Here is a 21,122-nt window from a genome sequence, read left to right on the forward strand (position 1 = left end):
GCAATGAATGCGGGCGATGATAGGCGGCGCGCCGAGGCGGGCTTGTCCCTGCTGCGACGCACCCGACGCCTACAATCCGAGCGATCCAGGACACCATGAAGATACTCATTTCCAACGACGACGGCTTCCAGGCGCCGGGCATCGTCGCATTGCACGACGCACTCAAGGACATCGCCGATGTCGAGGTGATTGCCCCCGAGCACAACAACAGCGCCAAGTCGAACGCGCTGACCCTGGCCGCACCTCTCTACGTGCGCGAAGCCCACAACGGTTTTCGCTACGTGACCGGCACGCCGGCCGACTGCGTGCATATCGCGCTCAAGGGCCTGCTCGGCTACCGGCCCGACCTGGTGGTTTCCGGCATCAACAACGGCGCCAACATGGGCGACGACACCATCTATTCGGGTACCGTCGGCGCGGCCATGGAGGCCTACCTGTTCGGCATTCCGGCCATTGCGTTCTCGCAGATCGAAAAGGGCTGGGCCCACGTGGATGCGGCTGCTCAGGTGGCGCGGCGTCTGGTGCAGCAGATCGAGCGCGAGCGCATGCTGGGCGGCAACGCATTCCTGCTCAACGTGAACGTGCCGAACAAGCCCTTCGATGAATTGAAGCCCGTCAAGGTCTGCCGGCTCGGTCGCCGTCACGCCGCCGAGAAGGTGATCACGCAGGACAGCCCGCGCGGCGAGACCATGTACTGGATCGCCGGCGCAGGTGGCGCCAAGGACAGCGGCGAGGGCACCGACTTCCACGCCACCGCGGCTGGCCATGTTGCGTTGACGCCGTTGCAGATCGATCTGACCGACCACGCCAACCTCGGCCAATGGCGCGAGACCGTGGCCCGGTTCGGCAATTGACATGGCCACACAGCGGCCCAGTTTTCCCGTTCGCCTGACACCCACCGCCTCGGCCGCCACGCGCGGGCGCATGCCTGCCGTGCCGGCCAAGCCGATGGTGCCGTCCACGCCTTCGATGGCCTCGGATGCGGTGCGCGCGCGCATGGTGCAGAAGCTCGCTGCACAGGGCATTTCCGATCCGCGCGTGTTGCGTGCGATGGGCGCGGTGAGCCGGCACGGTTTTGTCGACAGCGCGCTGGTCAACCAGGCGTATGAAGACACGAGCCTGCCGATCGGGCTCGGGCAGACCATCTCCAAGCCCAGCGTGGTGGCCCGCATGATCGAGCTCCTGCTCGGCGCGCCCGCGTTGGCCGGAAAACCGCAAGACAAACTGGGGCGCGTGCTCGAAATTGGCACCGGCTGCGGCTACCAGGCCGCTGTGCTGAACCACGTGGCCTCCGAGGTCTACAGCATCGAGCGGCTGCGCGGCCTGCACGAGCGCGCCCGCCTGAATCTTCGGCCCTTCCGCCTGGCCACGGTGCACCTGATGCTGGGAGACGGAATGATCGGCTACGCGAAGGGCGCGCCCTACGCCGGCATCATCGCTGCCGCGGGCGGCGAAGCCGTGCCGCAAGCCTGGATCGATCAGCTCGCGGTGGGGGGCCGCATCGTGGCTCCGACACATTCCGCCAGCGGTGGCCAAGCCCTCGTCGTCATCGACAAGACCCCCCGGGGACTGGAGCGTCTCATTCTTGAGGCGGTTCACTTTGTCCCCCTAAAATCAGGCATCGCTTGAAGGAATAACACATGCAGGGTTTTGGCAATCGGAGTTGGTTCGCTGGCGTCACGTTGGCCTTTGTGCTCGTGATCGCGGGCTGTTCCACACCGCGTGGGCCGGCACCGGTCGAAGACCGCGGCACCATGACGCGCGCCCCCAGCGCCACAGTGCCCGGCGGTCCGCCCATTACCACGGATGCCAACGGCAAGCCGCTGGCAGGCATCGAGAATTACGGCAAGCCCGGCTACTACGCGGTCCGCCCCGGCGACACCATCCGCCGCATCGGCGCGGACACGGGTCAACGCTGGCAGGACATCGTTCGCTGGAACAACATCGACAACCCCGATCTCATCGAAGTCGGCCAGGTGCTGCGCGTGATCCCGCCGGGTGGAACGGCCGTAGCCGTGGCGCCGCCGGTCAGTGCGCCTTCTTCCGAAAGCGCCACGACCAAGCCGGTCACGCCGCCTGCAGTCCTGGCGCCTGTGGCACCGGCCAGCAGCCCGGTCAAGCCACCGGTCACGGCGTCGCCGTCGGCGCCAGGCACAGGCAATTCGGGGGATGAAGACCTTGGCTGGATCTGGCCCGCGAGCGGCTCGCTGATCGCGGGCTTCGACGAAGCCAAGAACAAGGGCTACGACATCAGCGGCAAGGCGGGCGACCCGGTGCTGGCCGCCGCCGACGGCCGTGTGGTCTATGCGGGGGCCGGCCTGCGTGGCTACGGCAACCTGATCATCCTGAAGCACAACAACACCTACCTCACGGCGTATGCGCACAACCAGACGCTGCTCGTGAAGGAAGACCAGTCGGTTCAGAAGGGCCAGAAGATCGCCGAGATGGGCAACAGCGACGCCGACCGTGTGAAGCTGCATTTCGAGATTCGCCGCCAAGGCAAGCCCGTCGATCCTTCGCGTTACCTCCCCGGCCGGTGATGCCATGGCTGCCCCCCGCTCCCGTCGCACACTGCCTGTGCGCGGGTTGGCGGGCAAGGGCAGTCGCCGGGACCCGTCCGACGAGAACGCATCTGCCGCCGACACGGCGGCCGATCCGTTGGGCACTGACATTGCACCGCCTCGCGATGCCTCGAGCGAGTCGATAGGCGGCGAAGGCGCGGATGCGCTGACCATCTACCTGCGCCAGGTCCGGCGCACAGAGCTCTTCACACCCGCGCAGGAGTACGAGGCCGCATGCGCCGCGCGAGCCGGCGATTTCGCCGCCCGGCAATCGATGATCGAGCACAACCTGCGGCTCGTGGTGAATATCGCCAAGAGCTACCTGGGACGTGGCGTGCCGCTGTCGGACCTCATCGAAGAGGGCAATCTCGGGTTGATGCATGCCATTGGCAAGTTCGAGCCCGAACGCGGCTTTCGTTTTTCAACGTACGCGACCTGGTGGATCCGCCAGTCCGTCGAACGTGCGGTCATGACGCAGGCCCGGGCGATCCGGCTGCCGGTGCATGTGGTGCGAGAGCTGCACCAGGTACTGCGCGCGCGCCGCACCCTGGAGGGCGACGCCGAATTCCTTGCGAATCGGCCCGACGGCGTGCGCGTGGAAGACATTGCTGCGCTGCTGGGACGCGACGTGCAGTCCGTGGCCGATCTGCTGGCCCTGTCCGAAGCGCCGCGCTCGCTGGACGCAGGTGATGCGCGCAGCGACGATGGCTTCACGCTGGCCGACACCGTGGCCTCCGAGGACGAGCAGGGCAACCCGACCGGCGTGACGCACGCACACGAGGTGGAGCGCCTGCTCGACCAATGGGTGCATGCCCTCGATGCGCGCGAGCGCGAGGTGCTGGAAGGCCGCTACGGCCTGCACGACCGCGAGCCCGAAACGCTGGAGGTGCTGAGCGTGCGCCTGGGCCTCACACGCGAGCGGGTCAGGCAGATCCAGAACGAGGCACTGGCCAAGATGCGCCGCCAGCTCACGCGCTCGGGCGTCGGGCGGGACGCGTTGTTCTAGCGAGGCTGTCCACGCTGAGACAATCGGGGGATGACGGAACCCATCGAAGAAAACAAAACGCCCGCGAAAGTCCCCGCGAATCCTGGTGAAGAGTGGTTGCAGGTCGAGTCGCTCGACCTCGACGCTCAGGGCGTTGCCCATAAGGCCGACGGCATGGTCGTGTTCATCGAAGGCGCATTGCCCTTCGAGGAAGTGCAGTTCAATGTGCACCGCCGCAAGAACAACTGGGAGCAAGGCACGGTCACGGCCATCCGCCGCGAATCGTCGCAGCGGGTGCGTCCCGGCTGCCCGCATTTCGGCCTGCACACGGGTGCCTGCGGCGGCTGCAAGATGCAGCACCTCGACGCGGCCGCCCAGGTGGCCGTGAAGCAGCGCGCGCTGGAAGACAACCTGTGGCATCTGGGCAAGGTGAATCCCGAGAACGTGCTGCGACCGCTCGAGGGGCCGGCATGGCACTACCGCTACCGTGCGCGACTCTCGGTGCGCCACGTGGTCAAGAAGGGCACGGTGCTCATCGGCTTCCACGAGCGCAAGAGCCGCTACCTGGCCGACATGCAGGTGTGTCCGGTTCTGCCCAAGCAGATCAGCGAGATGCTGATGCCGTTGCGCGCCTTGATCGGCTCGATGGACGCGCGCCAGACCTGCCCGCAGATCGAGCTGGCCTGCGGCGACGCACCCGACTCCACGAAGCTCGGCACCATCGCGCTGGTGCTGCGGCACCTCGAACCGCTGTCGGACGCCGACGTCGACCGGCTGAAGGCCTTTGCGGCCCGCAACGAGGGAGTTCAGTGGTGGCTGCAGCCCAAGGGTCCGGACACCGTGAAGTTGCTGGAAGAGGGCGGCGCGCCGCTGGCGTATCGACTGCCTGAGTTCGGCGTCACGATGCCGTTCAAGCCCACTGATTTCACACAGGTCAATCCGCACATCAACCGGGCGCTGGTCGGCAAGGCGCTGCGCCTGCTCGACGTGCAGCCCGACGAGCGCGTGATCGACTGGTTCTGCGGCCTGGGCAATTTCACATTGCCGCTGGCGAGCCAGGCGCGCGAGGTGCTGGGCATCGAGGGGAGCGACACGCTGGTGGCGCGCGCCACCGACAACTTCTTGCGAAATCAGCCCGCAACGCCCGCCCGCCGTGCGTTGTCACCTGCAACTTTCGTAGCGCGCAACCTTTTCGAGATGACACCGGCGATGCTGGTGGCCGACGGCAGTGCCGACAAGTGGCTGGTCGACCCGCCGCGCGAAGGCGCCTTCGCCCTCGCCAAGGCTCTGGCCGACCTGCACCTGCAGCCCGAGCTGCGCACCGACGGCTGGACGCCGCCCAAGCGCATCGTGTACGTGAGCTGCAACCCGTCGACGCTGGCACGCGACGCCGGCCTGCTGGTGCACCAGGCGGGCTACCGCTGCACGTTCTCGGGTGTGGTGAACATGTTCCCGCACACGGCGCACGTCGAATCGATCGCGGTCTTCGAGCTGGAATGAAAAAAGAGCCCCTCGGGGCTCTTTTTACGGGTGGGCACGGATCCGCTCAGTCGCGTTCGCCGCCGAAGATGCCCAGCAGGGCCAGCAGGCTCTGGAACACGTTGAACAGGTCGAGGTACAGCGCGAGCGTGGCGGTGATGTAGTTGGTCTCGCCGCCGTCCATGATCTGCTTCAGGTCATAGAGCATGTAGGCCGAGAAGATGCCGATGGCGGCCACCGAGATCACCAGCATGCCGGTGCTCGAACCGACGAAGACGTTGATGATGGCGCCGAACATCAACACCATCGCGCCGACGAACAGGAACTTGCCCATGCCCGACAGATCGCGCTTGATGACCGTGGCCAGCGAGGCCATCACGAAGAACACGCCGGCGGTGCCGCCGAAGGCCGTCATGATGAGTTCTGAGCCGTTCTTGAAGCCCAGGACCATCGCGATCAGGCGCGACAGCATCAGGCCCATGAAGAAGGTGAAGCCCAGCAGCACCGGCACGCCGGCGGCGGAGTTCTTGGTCTTTTCGATGGCGAACATGAAGCCGAATGCGCCGCCGAGGAAGACGATGAGGCCGAGTCCGCCGGTGAGCGAGCGCGTGAGGCCTGTGCTCACACCGACCCATGCGCCGAGCACGGTGGGCAGCAGGCTCAGCGCGAGCAGCCAGTAGGTGTTGCGCAGCACGCGCTGGCGTTCCGCCTGCGCCAGCGGCTGGCCGTAGCCAGTGGATGTGTCTAGGGTGGTAACGCGGTCGTTCATGGCCGGAGCTCCTGTGGTTGCTGCGAAGACGCAGTTGGGGCGCATTCTAGGGGGCTGCAAGAGCGGGTGCCGGTAAAGACCGCGTGCAGCTTGTTTCCGAGCTTGGCACCGCCGCGAAGGCACTGCTGGCGGCGTGGCCGTTATGCTGTCGGGTTTTTACGCAACCCGAGCACACCATGAAGACCAAATCATTCCTCGAACTCGCCGACGTCAAGGCCGTTGCCGCCGCGGCCGAAGCCGAGGCCCTGAAGAACAACTGGGCCGTGACCATCGCCATCTCGGACGACGCCGGCAACCTGCTGTGGCTGCAGCGCCTGGACGGCGCCGCTGCGCTGTCCTCGCACATCGCGCCCGCCAAGGCGCACACCGCCGCCATGGGCCGTCGCGAAAGCAAGGTCTACGAAGACATCATCAACGGCGGGCGCACCGCGTTCCTGACGGCGCCCGAAGTGCAGGGCCTGCTCGAAGGCGGCGTGCCGATCGTGAAGGACGGCCATGTGATCGGCGCCGTGGGCGTGAGCGGCGTGAAGTCGAACGAGGATGCGCAGATCGCCAAGGCAGGCATTGCCGCACTCGGCCTCTGATCCTCCTGTCGCCCAAAGCAAAACGCCGACCTCGAGGTCGGCGTTTTCTTTTGGGTGCTTCAGCGTGAAAAAAAGCTTGGCTAGTCGGCGAACCGTTGGCTAGCAAAAAACGACCCTTCGGAGATGAATCTCCTTGAGTCGCCCCACGATGAAACTTGCTCGGGAGGGGCGAACTGAACGACCTATTTGGTCAGGATCAGCTTGCCAAGTTTGGTGGCTTGCAGCCGGTACAGGGAACCGTTGTGCATGATGCCAACGGTCTTGCTTCCCTTCAGGAGCTCCGCGCTTTCGACCAGCGGCGCCGGACGCGTTGCCTGGATGGACGCATGGCCGCCACCCGATTGGTCGAGCGAAGGATGGTTCAGAACAGAAAAGGCATTCGGAGTGGCTGGCATCTGGAGTTCCCTTGTCGAAGCGATGACTGAATGATAATGATTCGCAATAAAAAGTCAATCACCGCGATTGATTTTTTTCAATCGCGAATCAGGTCACTTCGCGTCGGGCTCCGTGATGAAGCCGATCTTGCGCACACCGGCTTCGCGGGCTTCGGACATGGCCTTGGCCACGCGCTCGTAGCGCACGGCCTTGTCGCCGCGGATGTGCAACTCGGGCTGCGGGTCCTTGGCGGCCTCGGCGGCCAGGCGGGCGGGCAGCGCGCTGTCGTCGATCTTGTCTTCGTTCCAGTAGTAGCTGCCGTCTGCCGTGATGCTGAACAGGATGTTCTGCGGCTTCGGCTGTTCGGGCTCGCTAGTGGCGCGCGGCAGGTCGATGTTGACGGCGTGTTTCATCACCGGCACGGTGATGATGAAGATGATGAGCAGCACCAGCATGACGTCGACCAGCGGCGTCATGTTGATCTCGTTCATCACCTCATCGGGTTCGTCTTGTGTTCCGAAAGCCATGATGCTCAGCCCTTCTTGAGCGGAACCACGATCGCTTCGTTGCCGCCGCTTTGCACGCGGGCACCGGTCACGAAGTAGGCGTGCAGGTCGTGCGCGAAGGCATTCAGCTTGGTCAGCACGAACTTGTTGCCGCGCACCAGCGCGTTGTAGCCCAGCACCGCCGGAATGGCCACGGCCAGGCCAAGCGCGGTCATGATCAGTGCTTCACCGATCGGGCCGGCCACCTTGTCGATGGTCGCCTGGCCGGCCGAACCGATGCTCATGAGCGCGTGGTAGATGCCCCAGACCGTGCCGAACAGGCCGATGAAGGGGGCGGTGGAGCCCACCGACGCCAGGATGGCGAGGCCGGTCTGCAGGCGCGCGGTGAATGCGTCGATGCCGTTGCGCAGGGAGCGCGTGATCCAGTCGCTCACGTCCAGCGTGTCGTGCAGGTGGACCTTCGTGTTGCGGTGGTGCGCTGCGGCTTCGCGGCCTTCGAGTGCCAGCGCGCGAAACGGGTTGCTGTCGTCGGTGCCGAGCTTGTTCAGCGCGGTGGCGAAGTCTTCGCTGTGCCAGAAGTCTTGCGAGTGCTTGGCGAGGCGCTTGTAGCGAATGACGTCGAGCGCCTTGACGATGATCACGATCCACGACGCGAGGGACATGCCGATCAACAGCACCGCCACGGCCTTGGTCACGAAGTCGCCCTGGTTCCAGACGTTCATCAAGCCAAATTGGGAATCCATACGAAGTTGCTCCAGAGAAAAATTAGTTCAGTACGTAGTTGACCGGGGCGTCATAGGACATGGCCTGCACCACACCGTTGACTTTGCCGGGCACGAACCGGCATTTCATGATGTATTCCACGGCGGCTTCGTCGAGCCGATCGAAGCCGCTGGATTTCTTGACTTCCGCGCCCCTGGGCATGCCGTCGACGCCCACGAGCACCCGCACGATGACCTTGCCCTGCTCGCCGAGCCGCCGGCTCATGGCGGGGTACACCGGCTTCGGGTTCTGAAGGTAGTCGGCGTTGCTCGACGGCAGCGACACCGCAGGGGGGGCTGGAGGCGAAGGCGGCGGCGCGGGTGGGGCTGGCGGCGCGGGCGGTGCCGGCGGGGCGGCAGGCGGCGGAGGTTCCGTGACGCCCACGGGTGCTTGCGGCGCCGGTGTCGGTTTCGGCTCCCGGATGGCTTGCGGCCGCGGCGGAGGTGGCGCCTTGGCAACCTTGGGTTGGGGCGGCGGTGGGGGCGGAGGCGGCGGATCGGCCTTCGGTTTCGGCGGCTCGACGAACTGGCTCAGTATCTCGACCGGAATCACCACTTCGGCGGCGCGGCGCAGCAATCCGCTTTGCAGCGCCCAGAGCGCGGCCCCGTGAAAAAGGATGACGCCGCCCGCAATGACCACATTGCGGGACAGGCCGAGGAAGGAGGGGGGAGGGGCAAAGCGGTCAGACACGATCAACCATTCGAGTGCGGGCACCGTGAAAGGTGCCCCGATTGCAGCAAAACCGCTACGAGGACGCGGCGTGCATCGCCTTCATCACTTGTGAAAAATCCACCAGACCGAGCCGGCGACCAGGATCAGGCTGCCGCCGAGTGCCGAGACGAGTTCCATGCCTTGCTTTCCTTGATGGAGTTGGCAAGCTGGATCGCCCTCGGGCCCGTTTCGCAGTTCAAGGCGGCAACCGGGTGAGAGGCGCTGCATTGCGCGACGATGTCGCGCGCACAACCTTCACACTGACCACACTGGGTGGCCACGCCGAGTTCGAACTGGACTTCGTCGAATGTCATGCCCGCGCGCACGTGACGTGCGATTTCGCGGTCGGAGACTCGGCGGCAGACGCAAACGATCATGGCGGTGAAAGCGGCAGTTGGCTGGCTGTTGGAAGTGACCGATTATAAATAAGAATCCATCGCATTTGCAATAACTATGCTGTTACTGGATCCTGCAATGGCGTTCACGGCCGGCCGGCCGCGCGCTCAGACCTCCGACCAGAGCCGCAGCAGATTGTGATAGTGGCCGGTCAGCGCCACCGTTTCGTCGCATTCCCCCAGGCGGGCGCGCAGTTTCTGGATGTTCTGGTCGAGCTCGAAAAGCATGCTGCGCTGCTGGTCGTTGCGCACCATGCTCTGCAGCCAGAAAAACGAGCACACCCGCGCGCCGCGTGTCACGGGGTGCACGCGGTGCAGGCTGCTTGCCGGATACAGGACCAGGTCGCCGGCCGGCAGCTTCACTTCGTGGGAGCCGTAGGTGTCGATCACCTCCAGCTCGCCGCCTTCATAGTCGTCGGGGTCGCTCAGGAAGAGGGTGCACGACAGGTCGGTGCGCAATTGCTGGCCGCTGCCGGGCAGCGTGCGCACCGCGCCGTCGACATGCAATCCGTAGTGCTCGCCGCCTTCGTAGCGGTTGAACAAAGGCGGCACGAAGCGCAGCGGCAATGCCGCCGAAAAGAAAAGCGCGTTGCGCGCCAGCGCGGCGAGCACGGTGGCGCCGAGTTCGCGGCCGACGTGCGATTGCTCGGGCAACTGCCGGTTGCGCTTGACCTGCGCGCCCTGGTCGCCGACCGTCTCCCGGCCATCGATCCAGTTCGTCGCGTCGAGCGCGGCGCGCATCTCGCGCACCTGGGCGGGACTGAGCACATCGGGCACATGCAGCATCATTTTTCAGGGACTCCGAAAACAGAAAAGCCCCGGCGCGGGCCGGGGCTCGAGTGTGGCACCGCCCCGGGCGGGAACGGTGCGCGCGACGCTCAGAACGCGAAGTTCGCGGTGACCTTGTACGAGCGGGGCGTGCCCGGCGTGTAGCGGTAGCCGCTCTTGTTGATGGCTGCCACGTAGTCCTTGTCGAACAGGTTGTAGACGTTGAACTGGATGTCGACGTTCTTGTTGATGCGGTAGGAGGCCATTGCATCGAACACCCAGTACGAGTCGACGTACGCCGGCGTGCCGACCGCGCCGTCGCTGCCGCGCTGCAGCTTGCCGTTGTATCGGGCACCGCCGCCGAGGGTCAGGCCGAACGGAAGCTGGTAGGTGGTCCAGAGCGTGAAGGCTTTCTTCGGCGTGTAGGCGAGGGCGGTCGAGCCGTCGGCCAGCACCGAGGGGCCGCTCAGCACGCGGGTGTTCATGGTCGTGAACCCGGTGCTCACGCCCCAGTTTTCGGTCAGCGCACCCGACGCGCCGAGCTCGACGCCCTGCACGCGCTTCTTGCCGGTCTGGTAGTAGTTGGTGGTCACGCTGTCCTGCACGACTTCATTGCTGACGTCGGTGCGGTACAGCGCGGCGGTCAGGGCCACGCGCTTGTTCAGCACGTCCCACTTGGTGCCGAGTTCGTAGGTCTTGGCCTTCTGCGGCAGGAAGTCGGTGCGCGCGGCGCTGTTGCCGGTGCCGCCCGCTGCGAGCGCGAAGTTCGCACCGCCCGGGGGCTGCGCGGCGGTGCCGTAGGCGGCGTAGACGCTGCTGTTCTCGGTCGGCTTGTAGACCAGGCCGATCTTGCCGGACAGCAGGTTGTCCGACAGTTTCAGGTTGGTCGGCGTGATCGTCGTGGTCTGCGGGCCGTTGCCGGTGCGTGCCAGCGTCAGCGCGGTGGCGTTGTAGGTGGTCGAGTAGTGGTCGTAGCGCAGGCCGGCGGTCAGTTGCCACTGCTCATTGAACTTCAGGGTGTCGAAGGCGTACAGGCCGATGGTGTCGGTGCTGCCGTCCGAGCCGGTGCCGTTGGGGATGCGGTTGTAGCCGCTCACGTACGGATTCGGGTTGTACAGGTTGGCGGCCGGCCAGGAACCGGCCGCGGCCAGCGTGGTGCCCACGCTCGCGAAGCCCTGGCCATAGAAGTTGTTGGCGCGCTGCGTCTCGCGGATGAATTCGACGCCACCATTGAACGAGTGGCTGATGCTGCCCGTGTTGAACTTGGCCGACACGCTCGTCTGGTTGGTGAAGATCGTGTTTTCCTGGTCCTTGTTGGTCGGCAGGTTGCGCGTGACGGTCCAGCTTGCCGGGAGCGTCGGAATGACCGTGTTCAGGAAGCCCGCGGTGGCCGCCGGCAAGGTGCCGACGCCGTTCGTGGACGTCAGGCCGCCGCCCATGAAGGCCGTGAGCATGTAGTCCTGCGAGGTCTTGCCGTAGCGCGTGGTGTTGCGCAGCGTGACGTCGGGAGTCAGGTCGTGCTCGATGCGCGCGGTGAACATGTCCGCGGTCACGTTGTCGAAGTCCGAGCTCGTGCCGTAGAAGTTGCTCGAGTCCACGCGTGCCGCGGAGTTCAGGTAGGTGCGGCGAGCCAAACCTCTGTTGATCGCCGTTGCGTCCGGCGTCGAGTAGCCCGGCAGGCCGATGGTGGGCACGCCGCCGTCGGGCACGTTGTTCTGCTTGACGTGCAGGTAGTCCAGGAAGATGCGCGTCGGGCTGTTCAGGCCGAGCGCCAGCGACGGTGCGATGGCCGTGCGCTTGTTCTTCACCATGTCGCGGCCGGCCACGCCGCCGTCTTCGGCCACGGCGTTCAAGCGGAATGCCGCCCCGATGCCGTTGGCGCCGCTGAGCGACTTGTTCCAGTCGACGCTGCCGCGCTTGAAGTCCGCGCTGCCGTAGCTCAGCGAACCCAGAAAGCTGTCCTCGAGCTTGGGCTTCTTGGTCACGAGGTTGATGTAGCCGGTGGGAGAGGTGCGGCCCACGTCGGTGCCCGACGGGCCCTTCACGACCTCGATCTGTTCGATGTTGAACACGTCGCGCGACACCGAGCCCAGGTCGCGGATGCCGTCGACAAAAATCGCGCTGGAGCTGTCGAAGCCGCGCATGTAGACGGCGTCGCCCGTGTTCGTGTTGCCGTTTTCCCCGAGGAAGAACGTGCCCACGCCGGGGGTGTTGCGCAGCGCTTCGGTCAGCGTGGTCGCGCCCTGGTCGCGAATGATCTGGTCCTTGATGACTTGGATGGTTTGCGGCGTGTTCACCAGCGGGGCCGTGAACTTGGGGTTGGCCGACGTGTCGGTCTTGTAGTCGTTGGTGACGGCGGAGTCCTGCACCCGGACCTCCGGCAACGCGTTGGACGACTGGGCGAAGGCGCCTGGAGCCGCAAGGGCCATCAGCGTGGCGGCAGCAGCGCCGGAAAGGTGTGGAACTGCGCGCGCAACGGCGTGTTTGCGGCTCTTGATGTAGGCCATGAAGTTTTCTCCGGAAAGGGCGGCGGCTAGGACTCGACTGGCGATGTCTCGACGGCGGCGTTCTCGCGGGAGAAGCGGGCGGACTGGCTGGGTGAGTCGATCTACAAAGCTTTTGTAAATCGGTGCGAATGATATTGTTTCTCAATACCAAAGTGCACGGCAACGTTGTATTAATCCAAAAGTTAAGCCCTGTTTGTTGCTGACGCGCAACTGACCTGATGCTTCCCGGCTCAGTAGACGTCGCGCCGATAGCGGCCGCTGGCCGTCAGGTCTCTCACGAAAGCTTCCCCTGCAACCTGCCGCAGGGCCGCATCCACGCCGGAAGCCATGCCCTGCAGACTGCCGCAGACGTAGATGGCCGCGCCATCGCGCAGCCACTGCAGCAAGGCGTCGGCGGACTGCAGCAGCCGGTGCTGCACGTACAGACGCTCCGGCTGGTCGCGCGAGAACACCATGTCCAGCCGTTGCAGCACGCCGTCGGCCTGCCAGGCTTCGATTTCTTCGCGGTACAGGAAGTCATGGGCCGCCTGGCGTTCGCCGAATACAAGCCAGTTGTCGTGCCTGGCCGCAGCGGCACGTGCGCGCAGATGCGCTCGCAGGCCGGCCAGCCCGGTGCCGTTGCCGATGAGGATCAGCGGCCGCGTCTCGTTGCCGCCCAGGCGGAACCCGCGATGCGGCCGCAGGCGCAGGGCGACGGTGTCGCCCATGGCGAGCGTGGACGTGAGCAGGCCCGAGGCCGCACCCAGGGTGCCGTCCGGATGCTGCTCCTGCCGAACGAGCAACTGCAACTCGCCGTCGGCGTGCAGCGACGCGATCGAGTAGTCGCGCGGACGCGTGGGGTCGCTGGCCACGCTGACCTGCACCAGGTCGCCGGAGGCCCAGTGCGGCATGGCTCCGACCTGTGGCACCAGCCCCAGGTGAAAGGCCGGTGCGCCCGTGCTGCCGGGATTGAGCTGTTCGCGCGCAACGAGGCGCCACTGCGTGAATGCGGTGGCCGCCGCTTCCTGCGTGCCTTCCCCCGGCGTGCCGCCCCATCGGGCCTGCCAGGCCGCCAACGCAGCCGGGTCGCTGTTGTCGACTTCGATGCGATCGAACTCGCGCACCGCCCCCGTTGCCTGCAGCCACTCGTCGAGCGCTCGGCCGAAGCCGCAGAAGTGGGCGTACTGGCGGTCGCCCAGTGCCAGCACGGCATAGCGAAGCGAGGGCAGCGCGGGTGACGCCCCCATCAACTGCTCGGCGAACACGCTGGCGCCGTCCGGCGCGTCGCCTTCGCCGTAGGTGCTGGCGATGAACAGCGCGCGCCTCGCGCGCGCCAGCGTGGCGGCGTCGAGCGCGTTCAGTTCCATGACGCGCGCGGGCGTGCCGGCGGCGCTCAGTTGCCGGGCGGTCTGCCAGGCGATGGCTTCGGCCTGGCCGGTCTGGCTGGCAAACAGCACCAGCGCCGGAGGTTCGTCGCCGCCTGCCGAGAGTTCGGCGGCGTCGCGCACGGCGGCGGCTCGCTGCCTGCGCGCACGCGCATAGACCGACGCGCAAAGCGCCGCGTAGGCCACCAGGGTCGAGCTCGCGCCCAGTGCGCGCCACGCGGTGTCGTTCATGCCTCGGCGGGCGCGGGCCACGCGCGCGTGGCGCGTGCCGGGGGCGATGCGTCGTCCCGGCTCACGAACAGTGCGGCGATCTCGTGGCGCTGCGCAAAGTCGAATCCGGCCTGCGGGCCCAACACCGTCAGCACGGTCGCCAGTGCATCTGCCTGCATGCACTCCGCGTGCAGCACCGTCACGCTGGCCAGCGCATGCGCGGCGGGCTCGCCCGTGCGCGGATCGATGGTGTGCGACCAGCGGCGTCCCTCATGCGAACGCTGGTGCCACCGGTCGCCCGAAGTGGCGATCGCCATGTCGGCCAGGGCGATGCGTTGTGACGAAGCTGCATCGCCGTCGACCAGCACTTGCCATGCCTGGCCGCCGGGGCGGCGCCCGACGCCCCGCAGTTCCCCGCCGATCTCGAAGAGCAGGTCGGTAAGGCCGAGCGCGCGCAACGCCTCGACGCCATGGTCGACCGCGAAGCCCTTGGCGATGCCTGACAGGTCGAGCGTGAAGCCGCCCGGTTGCAGCAGCGAGCCGTCTGCCGCATCGAAAGCCAGTCGCGGCCAACCGGTGCGCGTGCGGGCTGCGGCCAGCGCCTGTGCATCGGGCAGGCCGCCATCTTGCGCCTCGGGGCCGAAGCCCCAGCAAGCGACCAACGGACCGACGGTGGGGTCGATGGCGCCGTCGCTCGCTTCTGCCCAGCGGGCTGCGCAGCGCATCACTTCGGCGAACTCCGCCGGCAGCACGTGGCGCGAGCCGCCCGGCGCACGGTTGAAGCGGCCGATGTCCGAGTCCGGCTCCCAGTGGCTCATCTGCGCCACCACGCGCGCCAACGCTGTTTCGACGCTGCCGCGCACGTCCGCCAGCGGCAACATGCGCGGGTTGTCGAAGCGCAGCGACCACGTGGTGCCCATGGTCGGGCCGCCCAATTGCTGCAGGGTGGCGGGATCGGCGGGGCGCGGAACGGCCGCGTTGGCATAGCCGCCCGCGCGCCAGGTGCTGAACGAAAGGCTCAAGGTGCGCGGCTGTCTCAGGGCATCACTTCAAGGGTGGCCGCGTAGCTCAGGCGGCGCTCCTTGGCTTGCGGCACCGTGGTCTTGGTGTCCTTGGTGCTGGCGTCGAGCCAGTACATGCCGGCGGCCGGCCAGGTCACGCTGAACTGGCCCTTGTCGTCGGTCTTGATCTTGACCTCTTCGAGCTTGTCGCGATATTGCGTGTTGCCTGCAGTCACGGTCACTTCGAGGTCCTTGGCGGGCTGGCCGTCGAGGTTCAGCGTGAAGGTCGCCTTTTCGCCCTTGACCAGGTCGGTAGGGCTGCCTGTGGCGATCAGTTCCAGGCCCTGGCCGATGGGCTTGAGCACCGACGGCTTGCCGACCGTGACGAAGGTCTCGACGCGGCCGGACGACTGGCTGATCGTCACGTCCTGCGCGTCGGGCGGAACTTCCCTGGCGATGGTCTCGGCCGTGCCGCGCGCGCGCTTGGGCTGGCCGGTGGCCTTGTCTTTCCAGCTCGCGAACGCGCCGGCGTTGATCACCGCGATGCGGTAGGTGCCCGGTTGCGCGACGCTCACGTCGAACACGCTGCGCTGCTTGAGCTTGGCTTCGGTCTCGGGCTTGACGGTGCTGCCATCGGGCGCGGTGATCTGCAGGCCGTCGAGCCGCATGGCCGCGTGGTTGGCGACGAAAAGGTCGTTGGAGATCGCGGCATCGACGCTCACGGTGTCGGCCTTGGAGAAGACCGTGGACGAGGGCAGCAGCCAGGCGTTGTGCGCCTGCGCTAACGAGGCGGCCGACAGGGCGATGGCGAGGGCGGCGGCACGCAGGGGGAAGTGGTTCATGGCAGGGGTCCTTGGTGTGGCGGGCTGTGGCGGGCGGTTGAGGGCGTTCGGCGAAAGGGCGATCAGGGCTTGAGTTCGAGCTTGATCTCGCCGAGCTCTTCCTTGCCGGTCGCGGTCGGTTGCGCAGCGGCGGTCGGCGGCCACTGGAAGGGGATGCTCACGACTTCGCGGCCACCGACTTCGCGCGCGGCTTCCACCACCAGCTTGTAGGCGCCGGGCGCGAGCTTGGGCATCGGCGCCGTGCCTTCGGTGAAGCTCAGCTGGTGCTTGCCCGCGGGCTTGGTGGCACCCGTGACGCCGTCCACCGGCACCGCGAGTTCACGCCCGCCGCGGCGCCACCACTGGCGCATGTCCTTCAACCACTTCGTGCCTTCGCCTTCGGGGTTGTTGGTCTTGGTGCGCACGTCGTACCAGACGGCCAGCGTGCCGGCGACCGTGTTGTCGGCGCGCTCGATCCAGGCGGCCACGTAGGGGCGGTGGTACTCGGACGCGTTCAGCCGCGGAATCTCGATGTTGACGGCCAGGCCAGCCGCGAAGGCCGGTGCTGCGAACAGCGCCGACATGGCCAGCGGCGCGAGGGAATAGCGAACGTGCACGGGAAACCTCTTTCCTGGATCGATGAATCAATGAATGAACAGCAGCGCGAGCAGCACCGGGATGACCAGGCCCATGCCCACCATCGGCCAGGTGAACGGGCGGTTGCCCGCGTGCATCTTGAGAATGAACAGCCCGGTGATCGAGAAGACCAGCGCGGCGCCCGCGAAGATGTCGATGAACCAGCTCCACGCGGTGCCGGTGTTGCGGCCCTTGTGCAGGTCGTTGAAGTAGGAGAGCCAGCCGCGGTCGGTGCGCTCGTATTCGATCTCGCCGTCGGCCAGGCTCAGCCGCAGCCAGGCATCGCCGCCGGGGCGGGGGAGCGAGAGATAGATTTCGTCGTCCGACCATTCGGCCTCGCGCCCGGCGGTGCCGATGTCCCAGTGCTTTTGAACCCAGGCCTGGAGCTCGGAGGGCAGGGGGGCCTTGCCCTTCTGGGCCTTGGCTGCGGGCAGCTGCTCTTCGAGTACCGCGCGAAGCGATTCGTCGATCGTGCCGCTCAGCTTCGTGATGGCGGGCTTGGCCTCGATCTGTCCCGCGTGGTTGAGGGTGAAGCCCGTCACGCTGAACAGGATCATGCCGATCAGGCAGATCGCCGAGCTGACCCAATGCCATTCGTGCAGGGTCTTGAGCCAGTAGGAACGGCGGCGGTTGTCGGTGCGGGCGGCAGTCATCGAAGGCGCGGATTCTATCCGCGCGAATGAGAATGACTGTTATTCGCGGAGCGTTAAGTTACGTAAAGCAATAAAAAACGGGACCGAAGTCCCGTTGCGCTGGCTGGTGTGAAGCCTTGTTTATTCCAGCTCGCCCATCTGCGATTGCAGGTAGTTCTGCAGGCCGACGCGGTCGACCAGGTCGATCTGGGTTTCAAGGAAGTCGATGTGTTCTTCGGTGTCGTCCAGAATTTCTTGCAGCAGGTCGCGCGAGACATAGTCGCGCACCAGTTCGCAGTGCTGGATGCCGTCCTTGATGGTGGCTTGCGCGCCGGTTTCGGCGCCGAGGTCGCAACGCAGCAGTTCGGGCACGTCTTCGCCGATGTTCAGCTTGCCCAGGTCCTGCAGGTTCGGCAGGCCGTCGAGCATGAAGATGCGGTCCATCAGCTTGTCGGCATGCTTCATTTCGCCGATCGACTCTTCGTATTCCTTCTTCGCCAGCTTGTCCAGACCCCAGTGCTTGAGCATGCGGTAGTGGAGGAAGTACTGGTTGATTGCGGTCAGCTCGTTCTTGAGCTGCGCCTGCAGATGTTCGATGACCTTGGGGTCGCCCTTCATATTCGTTTTCCTTGTTCTGAAAACGAGGATTGTCCGGGTCCTCGCAGGGGCCGCGCAAGCATTCCCCCTGCGCAGTCGGTCTGCATGCGTACGAGGGTGATATGCGTTCGTATCCGGGCAGGAGGCGAAAGCGCCGGGACCTTTGTTTTTCATAGGCCGCACCGATGCAATCGATAGTTCATTACTATCAAAATGTATTATTCAGTAGCTATACTCATGGCTCGCACTTATTTTTGTCCACCCGCAGCATCCAAGGAATCACCATGTCCCTGATCAACACCCAAGTCCAGCCCTTCAAGACCCAGGCCTACCTCAACGGCAAGTTCATCGATGTGTCCGACGAGACGCTCAAGGGCAAGTGGTCCGTGCTGATCTTCATGCCGGCGGCCTTCACCTTCAACTGCCCGACCGAAGTCGAAGACGCGGCCGACAACTACCCCGAGTTCCAGAAGCTGGGTGCCGAGGTCTACATCGTGACCACCGACACGCACTTCTCGCACAAAGTCTGGCACGACACGTCGCCGGCCGTCGGCAAGGCCAAGTTCCCCCTGGTGGGCGACCCGACCCACACGCTGACCAACGCTTTCGGCGTGCACATTCCCGAAGAAGGCCTGGCACTGCGCGGCACCTTCGTGATCAACCCCGACGGCATCATCAAGACCGCCGAAGTGCACTCCAACGAAATCGCCCGCGACGTCAAGGAAACCCTGCGCAAGCTCAAGGCAGCTGTCTACACCGCCGCCCACCCGAACGAAGTCTGCCCGGCCAAGTGGAATGACGGCGACAAGACCATCGCACCGTCGTTCGACCTCGTCGGCAAGATCTAAGCGCCCCGCGCGAAAGCCCGGGCGCTCACGAGGCCCCGGGCTTTTTTGTTCCCAGTTGATAGTTTTCAGTTATCGAAAGAGAGTCCCTCATGCTCGACGCAAGCACCAAAGCCCAATTGAAGAGTTACCTCGAACGTGCCACGCAGCCGATCGAGATCGTCGCCTCCCTCGACGACAGCAAGGCCTCGGGCGAAGTGTTGTCGCTGCTGAAGGACGTGGCCGATTCGTCCCCGCTGGTCAAGCTGACCGAAAGCCGCGACGACAACCACCGCAAGCCCTCGTTCTCGGTCAACCGCCCGAGCGAAAACCACGGGCCGCGTTTCGCCGGCCTGCCGATGGGCCATGAATTCACCTCGCTGATCCTTGCGTTGTTGCAGATCGGCGGCTACCCCCCGAAGGTCGAGCAGGCCGTGCTCGACCAGATCAAGGCGCTCGACGGCGACTTCGAGTTCGAGATCTACGTCTCGCTCACCTGCCACAACTGCCCCGACGTGGTTCAGGCGCTGAACCTGATGGCGGTGCAGAACCCGCGCATCCGCGCCACCATGATCGAGGGCGGCACCTTCCAGGACGAAGTGAAGGAACGCCAGATCATGGCCGTGCCGACCGTGTTCCTCAACGGCACCGAGTTCGGCCAGGGGCGCATGAGCCTGGAAGAAATCCTCGCCAAGATCGACACCAGCGGTGTGGAGCGCGAAGCGAAGAAGATCGCCGCCAAGGACCCGTTCGACGTGCTGATCGTCGGCGGCGGTCCCGCAGGCGCTGCGGCCGCGGTCTACGCGGCCCGCAAGGGCATCCGCACCGGCGTGGCCTCGGAGCGCTTCGGCGGCCAGGTGCTGGACACCCTGGGCATCGAGAACTTCATTTCGATCAAGGAAACCGAAGGCCCCAAGTTCGCACACGCGCTCGAAGAGCATGTGCGTGATTACGACGTCGACATCATGAATCTGCAGCGTGCCAAGGCGCTGGTGCAGGGCAAGGACCTGATCGAAGTGCAGCTTGAAAGCGGCGCTTCGCTCAAGAGCAAGACGGTCATCATCTCGACGGGCGCGCGCTGGCGCAACATCAACGTGCCCGGCGAGCACGAGTTCAAGAACAAGGGCGTGGCCTACTGCCCGCATTGCGACGGCCCGCTGTTCAAGGGCAAGCGCGTGGCGGTGGTCGGCGGCGGCAACTCGGGCGTCGAAGCGGCGATCGACCTGGCCGGCATCGTGGGCCATGTCACGCTGATCGAGTTCGACACCCAACTGCGCGCAGACGCCGTGCTGCAGCGCAAGCTCAAGAGCCTGAAGAACGTCGACATCTTCACCAACGCGCAGACCACCGAGATCACCGGCGACCAGAAGGTCAACGGCCTGGTCTACAAGGACCGCGCGTCGGGCGAGCTCAAGACGGTCGCGCTGGAAGGCGTGTTCATCCAGATCGGCCTGGTGCCCAACACCGACTGGCTCAAGGGCGTGGTCGAGCTGTCGAAGCACGGCGAAATCATCGTGGATGCACGCGGCCAGACCTCCGTGCCGGGCGTGTTCGCGGCCGGCGATGCGACCACGGTGCCGTTCAAGCAGATCATCATCGCGGCCGGCGACGGAGCGAAGGCGGCGCTCGGCGCGTTCGACCATCTGATCCGCACTTCGGCTCCTGCCTGAAGACGCATCGGCGCATGCGCCATGCAAGAGCGCTCGCTTGTCGGGCGCTCTTTGCTATCCAAAAGATAGCAATCTCAGTAGTTGAGCCGCTCGGGCCGCAGCTCCTGCAGGATCGTCGTCGCGATTTCCTCGATCGACTTGGTGGTGGTCGACAGCCAGCGGATGCCGCCGCGCCGCATCATCGCCTCGGCCTCGCTCACTTCGTGGCGGCAGTTCTCCAGGCTGGCGTAGCGCGAGTTGGGCCGGCGCTCGTTGCGAATCTCGCTGAGCCTCTCGGGCTGGATGGTCAGGCCGAACATCTTCTTGCGGTGCGGGGTGAGGGCGGGCGGCAACTGGCGGCGGTCGAAGTCTTCCGGAATCAGCGGGTAGTTGGCCGCCTTCAGGCCGTGCTGCATGGCCAGGTAGAGCGAGGTCGGCGTCTTGCCGCTGCGGCTCACGCCCACAAGAATGACGTCGGCGCCTTCCAGGTCGCGGTTGCTCTGGCCGTCGTCGTGCTGCAGGCTGAAGTCGATCGCGGCGATGCGGTCGTTGTATTCCTTGCTTTTGCTCACGTCGCTGAAGCGGCCGATGCGGTGGTTCGACTTCATGGCCAGCTCGATTTCCAGCGGCCGCACGAAGGTGCCGAACATGTCCAGCAGCATGCCCTTGCAGCCGGTCTCGATCACTTCCAGCACGTCCATGTTGGCCAGTGTGGTGAAGACGATGGGGCGCACGCCCTCGAGTTCGGCCGTGTGGTTGATGTGGCGCACCGCCTGGTGGGCCTTGTCGACCGTGTCGGTGAAAGGCAGGCGCACGTGGCGCGGCTTCATCTCGAACTGGGCGAGAACGGCGTTGCCGAAAGTCTCGGCGGTGATGCCGGTGCCGTCGGAAATGAAGAAAACAGTGCGTGTATGCATGGTGTTGCTCTTGCGGCCTTGTCCTGCGGCGCGCGCGACCTTGCCACGCCTACAATTCGGGCCATTATC

At 65.6% G+C, this 21,122-nt stretch carries 23 protein-coding genes; 8 read left to right on the top strand and 15 right to left on the bottom strand.

Annotated features, from left to right (window positions below):
* The first annotated feature begins 95 nt into the window (after nt 1–95).
* Genes surE through rlmD form a run of 5 tightly spaced genes read left to right on the top strand, consistent with a single transcriptional unit; the run spans nt 96 to nt 5,046 of the window.
* On the top strand, nt 96–854 hold the full coding sequence (surE, locus tag ACSFBM_RS04890) for a 5'/3'-nucleotidase SurE (RefSeq protein ID WP_435483373.1): 759 nt from the start codon (nt 96–98) through the stop codon (nt 852–854).
* Between the two features lies 1 nt (nt 855).
* Nucleotides 856–1,629, top strand: a complete 774-nt coding sequence (locus ACSFBM_RS04895) for a protein-L-isoaspartate(D-aspartate) O-methyltransferase (protein WP_435435609.1) — start codon at nt 856–858, stop codon at nt 1,627–1,629.
* A gap of 11 nt (nt 1,630–1,640) precedes the next feature.
* Nucleotides 1,641–2,540: a peptidoglycan DD-metalloendopeptidase family protein gene (locus ACSFBM_RS04900; protein ID WP_435483374.1), complete on the top strand. Its 900-nt coding sequence runs from the start codon at nt 1,641–1,643 to the stop codon at nt 2,538–2,540.
* Between the two features lie 4 nt (nt 2,541–2,544).
* Nucleotides 2,545–3,567: a sigma-70 family RNA polymerase sigma factor gene (locus ACSFBM_RS04905; protein ID WP_435483375.1), complete on the top strand. Its 1,023-nt coding sequence runs from the start codon at nt 2,545–2,547 to the stop codon at nt 3,565–3,567.
* Nucleotides 3,568–3,597: 30 nt separating this feature from the next.
* The gene (gene rlmD, locus ACSFBM_RS04910; protein WP_435483376.1) at nt 3,598–5,046 is read left to right on the top strand and encodes a 23S rRNA (uracil(1939)-C(5))-methyltransferase RlmD; all 1,449 of its coding nucleotides are present in this window, start codon (nt 3,598–3,600) and stop codon (nt 5,044–5,046) included.
* A gap of 46 nt (nt 5,047–5,092) precedes the next feature.
* Here rlmD and ACSFBM_RS04915 read toward each other — a convergent pair whose 3' ends face one another.
* On the bottom strand, nt 5,093–5,794 hold the full coding sequence (locus ACSFBM_RS04915) for a Bax inhibitor-1/YccA family protein (protein WP_435435615.1): 702 nt from the start codon (nt 5,792–5,794) through the stop codon (nt 5,093–5,095).
* A 176-nt stretch (nt 5,795–5,970) separates the two neighbouring features.
* On the opposite strand from ACSFBM_RS04915, the gene ACSFBM_RS04920 reads away from it, so the two are divergent.
* The gene (locus tag ACSFBM_RS04920; RefSeq protein ID WP_007830736.1) at nt 5,971–6,378 is read left to right on the top strand and encodes a GlcG/HbpS family heme-binding protein; all 408 of its coding nucleotides are present in this window, start codon (nt 5,971–5,973) and stop codon (nt 6,376–6,378) included.
* 182 nt (nt 6,379–6,560) lie between these two features.
* Here ACSFBM_RS04920 and hemP read toward each other — a convergent pair whose 3' ends face one another.
* The 13 genes from hemP to bfr all read right to left on the bottom strand — a co-directional run bounded on the left by hemP (nt 6,561) and on the right by bfr (nt 17,684).
* Nucleotides 6,561–6,773 (bottom strand): hemin uptake protein HemP, encoded by a 213-nt coding sequence (gene hemP, locus ACSFBM_RS04925; protein ID WP_435483377.1) that lies wholly within the window; start codon nt 6,771–6,773, stop codon nt 6,561–6,563.
* A 93-nt stretch (nt 6,774–6,866) separates the two neighbouring features.
* Nucleotides 6,867–7,280: an ExbD/TolR family protein gene (locus ACSFBM_RS04930; RefSeq protein ID WP_435435617.1), complete on the bottom strand. Its 414-nt coding sequence runs from the start codon at nt 7,278–7,280 to the stop codon at nt 6,867–6,869.
* Nucleotides 7,281–7,285: 5 nt separating this feature from the next.
* Nucleotides 7,286–8,002, bottom strand: a complete 717-nt coding sequence (locus ACSFBM_RS04935) for a MotA/TolQ/ExbB proton channel family protein (RefSeq protein ID WP_435435618.1) — start codon at nt 8,000–8,002, stop codon at nt 7,286–7,288.
* 22 nt (nt 8,003–8,024) lie between these two features.
* The gene (locus tag ACSFBM_RS04940; protein WP_435483725.1) at nt 8,025–8,714 is read right to left on the bottom strand and encodes an energy transducer TonB; all 690 of its coding nucleotides are present in this window, start codon (nt 8,712–8,714) and stop codon (nt 8,025–8,027) included.
* A gap of 122 nt (nt 8,715–8,836) precedes the next feature.
* On the bottom strand, nt 8,837–9,109 hold the full coding sequence (locus ACSFBM_RS04945) for a (2Fe-2S)-binding protein (RefSeq protein WP_124458680.1): 273 nt from the start codon (nt 9,107–9,109) through the stop codon (nt 8,837–8,839).
* Between the two features lie 126 nt (nt 9,110–9,235).
* On the bottom strand, nt 9,236–9,916 hold the full coding sequence (locus ACSFBM_RS04950) for a Fe2+-dependent dioxygenase (protein ID WP_435483378.1): 681 nt from the start codon (nt 9,914–9,916) through the stop codon (nt 9,236–9,238).
* Between the two features lie 89 nt (nt 9,917–10,005).
* Entirely contained in the window at nt 10,006–12,402 is a 2,397-nt protein-coding gene (locus tag ACSFBM_RS04955) for a catecholate siderophore receptor Fiu (RefSeq protein ID WP_435483379.1), read from the bottom strand.
* A 230-nt stretch (nt 12,403–12,632) separates the two neighbouring features.
* The gene (locus ACSFBM_RS04960) at nt 12,633–13,997 is read right to left on the bottom strand and encodes a sulfite reductase subunit alpha (RefSeq protein WP_435483380.1); all 1,365 of its coding nucleotides are present in this window, start codon (nt 13,995–13,997) and stop codon (nt 12,633–12,635) included.
* Nucleotides 13,994–14,998, bottom strand: a complete 1,005-nt coding sequence (locus ACSFBM_RS04965) for an FAD:protein FMN transferase (RefSeq protein ID WP_435483381.1) — start codon at nt 14,996–14,998, stop codon at nt 13,994–13,996. Before ACSFBM_RS04965 ends, ACSFBM_RS04960 begins: the two co-directional genes overlap by 4 nt.
* 14 nt (nt 14,999–15,012) lie before the next feature.
* Nucleotides 15,013–15,819: a DUF4198 domain-containing protein gene (locus ACSFBM_RS04970; RefSeq protein WP_435483382.1), complete on the bottom strand. Its 807-nt coding sequence runs from the start codon at nt 15,817–15,819 to the stop codon at nt 15,013–15,015.
* Nucleotides 15,820–15,881: 62 nt separating this feature from the next.
* Entirely contained in the window at nt 15,882–16,382 is a 501-nt protein-coding gene (locus ACSFBM_RS04975) for a DUF2271 domain-containing protein (protein WP_435483726.1), read from the bottom strand.
* Nucleotides 16,383–16,442: 60 nt separating this feature from the next.
* Nucleotides 16,443–17,087, bottom strand: coding sequence for a PepSY-associated TM helix domain-containing protein (locus ACSFBM_RS04980; RefSeq protein WP_435483383.1), 645 nt, complete (start codon nt 17,085–17,087; stop codon nt 16,443–16,445).
* Nucleotides 17,088–17,207: 120 nt separating this feature from the next.
* Nucleotides 17,208–17,684, bottom strand: coding sequence for a bacterioferritin (bfr, locus tag ACSFBM_RS04985; RefSeq protein WP_435435626.1), 477 nt, complete (start codon nt 17,682–17,684; stop codon nt 17,208–17,210).
* Nucleotides 17,685–17,947: 263 nt separating this feature from the next.
* On the opposite strand from bfr, the gene ahpC reads away from it, so the two are divergent.
* Together ahpC and ahpF are read left to right on the top strand one after the other, a co-directional pair.
* Complete coding sequence (gene ahpC, locus ACSFBM_RS04990; protein WP_056520682.1) at nt 17,948–18,511, top strand: alkyl hydroperoxide reductase subunit C; 564 nt, start codon at nt 17,948–17,950, stop codon at nt 18,509–18,511.
* An 89-nt stretch (nt 18,512–18,600) separates the two neighbouring features.
* Nucleotides 18,601–20,157, top strand: coding sequence for an alkyl hydroperoxide reductase subunit F (gene ahpF, locus ACSFBM_RS04995; RefSeq protein WP_435435627.1), 1,557 nt, complete (start codon nt 18,601–18,603; stop codon nt 20,155–20,157).
* A 74-nt stretch (nt 20,158–20,231) separates the two neighbouring features.
* Here ahpF and ppsR read toward each other — a convergent pair whose 3' ends face one another.
* Nucleotides 20,232–21,053: a posphoenolpyruvate synthetase regulatory kinase/phosphorylase PpsR gene (gene ppsR / locus ACSFBM_RS05000; RefSeq protein ID WP_435435628.1), complete on the bottom strand. Its 822-nt coding sequence runs from the start codon at nt 21,051–21,053 to the stop codon at nt 20,232–20,234.
* Between the last annotated feature and the right edge of the window lie 69 nt (nt 21,054–21,122).

The sequence above is a fragment of the Variovorax pasteuri genome (genome assembly GCF_051216435.1).
GTDB lineage: Bacteria > Pseudomonadota > Gammaproteobacteria > Burkholderiales > Burkholderiaceae_C > Variovorax.

What these genes read in the sequence shown, in the direction of transcription:
- ACSFBM_RS04935 (WP_435435618.1), bottom strand. Translation starts at nt 8,002, where the DNA reads ATGGATTCCCAATTTGGCTTGATGAACGTCTGGAACCAGGGCGACTTC.
- ACSFBM_RS04975 (WP_435483726.1), bottom strand. Translation starts at nt 16,382, where the DNA reads ATGTCGGCGCTGTTCGCAGCACCGGCCTTCGCGGCTGGCCTGGCCGTC.
- ACSFBM_RS04930 (WP_435435617.1), bottom strand. Translation starts at nt 7,280, where the DNA reads ATGGCTTTCGGAACACAAGACGAACCCGATGAGGTGATGAACGAGATC.
- ACSFBM_RS04900 (WP_435483374.1), top strand. Translation starts at nt 1,641, where the DNA reads ATGCAGGGTTTTGGCAATCGGAGTTGGTTCGCTGGCGTCACGTTGGCC.
- ahpC (WP_056520682.1), top strand. Translation starts at nt 17,948, where the DNA reads ATGTCCCTGATCAACACCCAAGTCCAGCCCTTCAAGACCCAGGCCTAC.
- ACSFBM_RS04895 (WP_435435609.1), top strand. Translation starts at nt 856, where the DNA reads ATGGCCACACAGCGGCCCAGTTTTCCCGTTCGCCTGACACCCACCGCC.
- ahpF (WP_435435627.1), top strand. Translation starts at nt 18,601, where the DNA reads ATGCTCGACGCAAGCACCAAAGCCCAATTGAAGAGTTACCTCGAACGT.
- surE (WP_435483373.1), top strand. Translation starts at nt 96, where the DNA reads ATGAAGATACTCATTTCCAACGACGACGGCTTCCAGGCGCCGGGCATC.
- ACSFBM_RS04920 (WP_007830736.1), top strand. Translation starts at nt 5,971, where the DNA reads ATGAAGACCAAATCATTCCTCGAACTCGCCGACGTCAAGGCCGTTGCC.
- bfr (WP_435435626.1), bottom strand. Translation starts at nt 17,684, where the DNA reads ATGAAGGGCGACCCCAAGGTCATCGAACATCTGCAGGCGCAGCTCAAG.
- ACSFBM_RS04950 (WP_435483378.1), bottom strand. Translation starts at nt 9,916, where the DNA reads ATGATGCTGCATGTGCCCGATGTGCTCAGTCCCGCCCAGGTGCGCGAG.
- ppsR (WP_435435628.1), bottom strand. Translation starts at nt 21,053, where the DNA reads ATGCATACACGCACTGTTTTCTTCATTTCCGACGGCACCGGCATCACC.
- ACSFBM_RS04955 (WP_435483379.1), bottom strand. Translation starts at nt 12,402, where the DNA reads ATGGCCTACATCAAGAGCCGCAAACACGCCGTTGCGCGCGCAGTTCCA.
- ACSFBM_RS04915 (WP_435435615.1), bottom strand. Translation starts at nt 5,794, where the DNA reads ATGAACGACCGCGTTACCACCCTAGACACATCCACTGGCTACGGCCAG.
- ACSFBM_RS04945 (WP_124458680.1), bottom strand. Translation starts at nt 9,109, where the DNA reads ATGATCGTTTGCGTCTGCCGCCGAGTCTCCGACCGCGAAATCGCACGT.
- ACSFBM_RS04970 (WP_435483382.1), bottom strand. Translation starts at nt 15,819, where the DNA reads ATGAACCACTTCCCCCTGCGTGCCGCCGCCCTCGCCATCGCCCTGTCG.
- ACSFBM_RS04980 (WP_435483383.1), bottom strand. Translation starts at nt 17,087, where the DNA reads ATGACTGCCGCCCGCACCGACAACCGCCGCCGTTCCTACTGGCTCAAG.
- ACSFBM_RS04960 (WP_435483380.1), bottom strand. Translation starts at nt 13,997, where the DNA reads ATGAACGACACCGCGTGGCGCGCACTGGGCGCGAGCTCGACCCTGGTG.
- ACSFBM_RS04905 (WP_435483375.1), top strand. Translation starts at nt 2,545, where the DNA reads ATGGCTGCCCCCCGCTCCCGTCGCACACTGCCTGTGCGCGGGTTGGCG.
- rlmD (WP_435483376.1), top strand. Translation starts at nt 3,598, where the DNA reads ATGACGGAACCCATCGAAGAAAACAAAACGCCCGCGAAAGTCCCCGCG.
- hemP (WP_435483377.1), bottom strand. Translation starts at nt 6,773, where the DNA reads ATGCCAGCCACTCCGAATGCCTTTTCTGTTCTGAACCATCCTTCGCTC.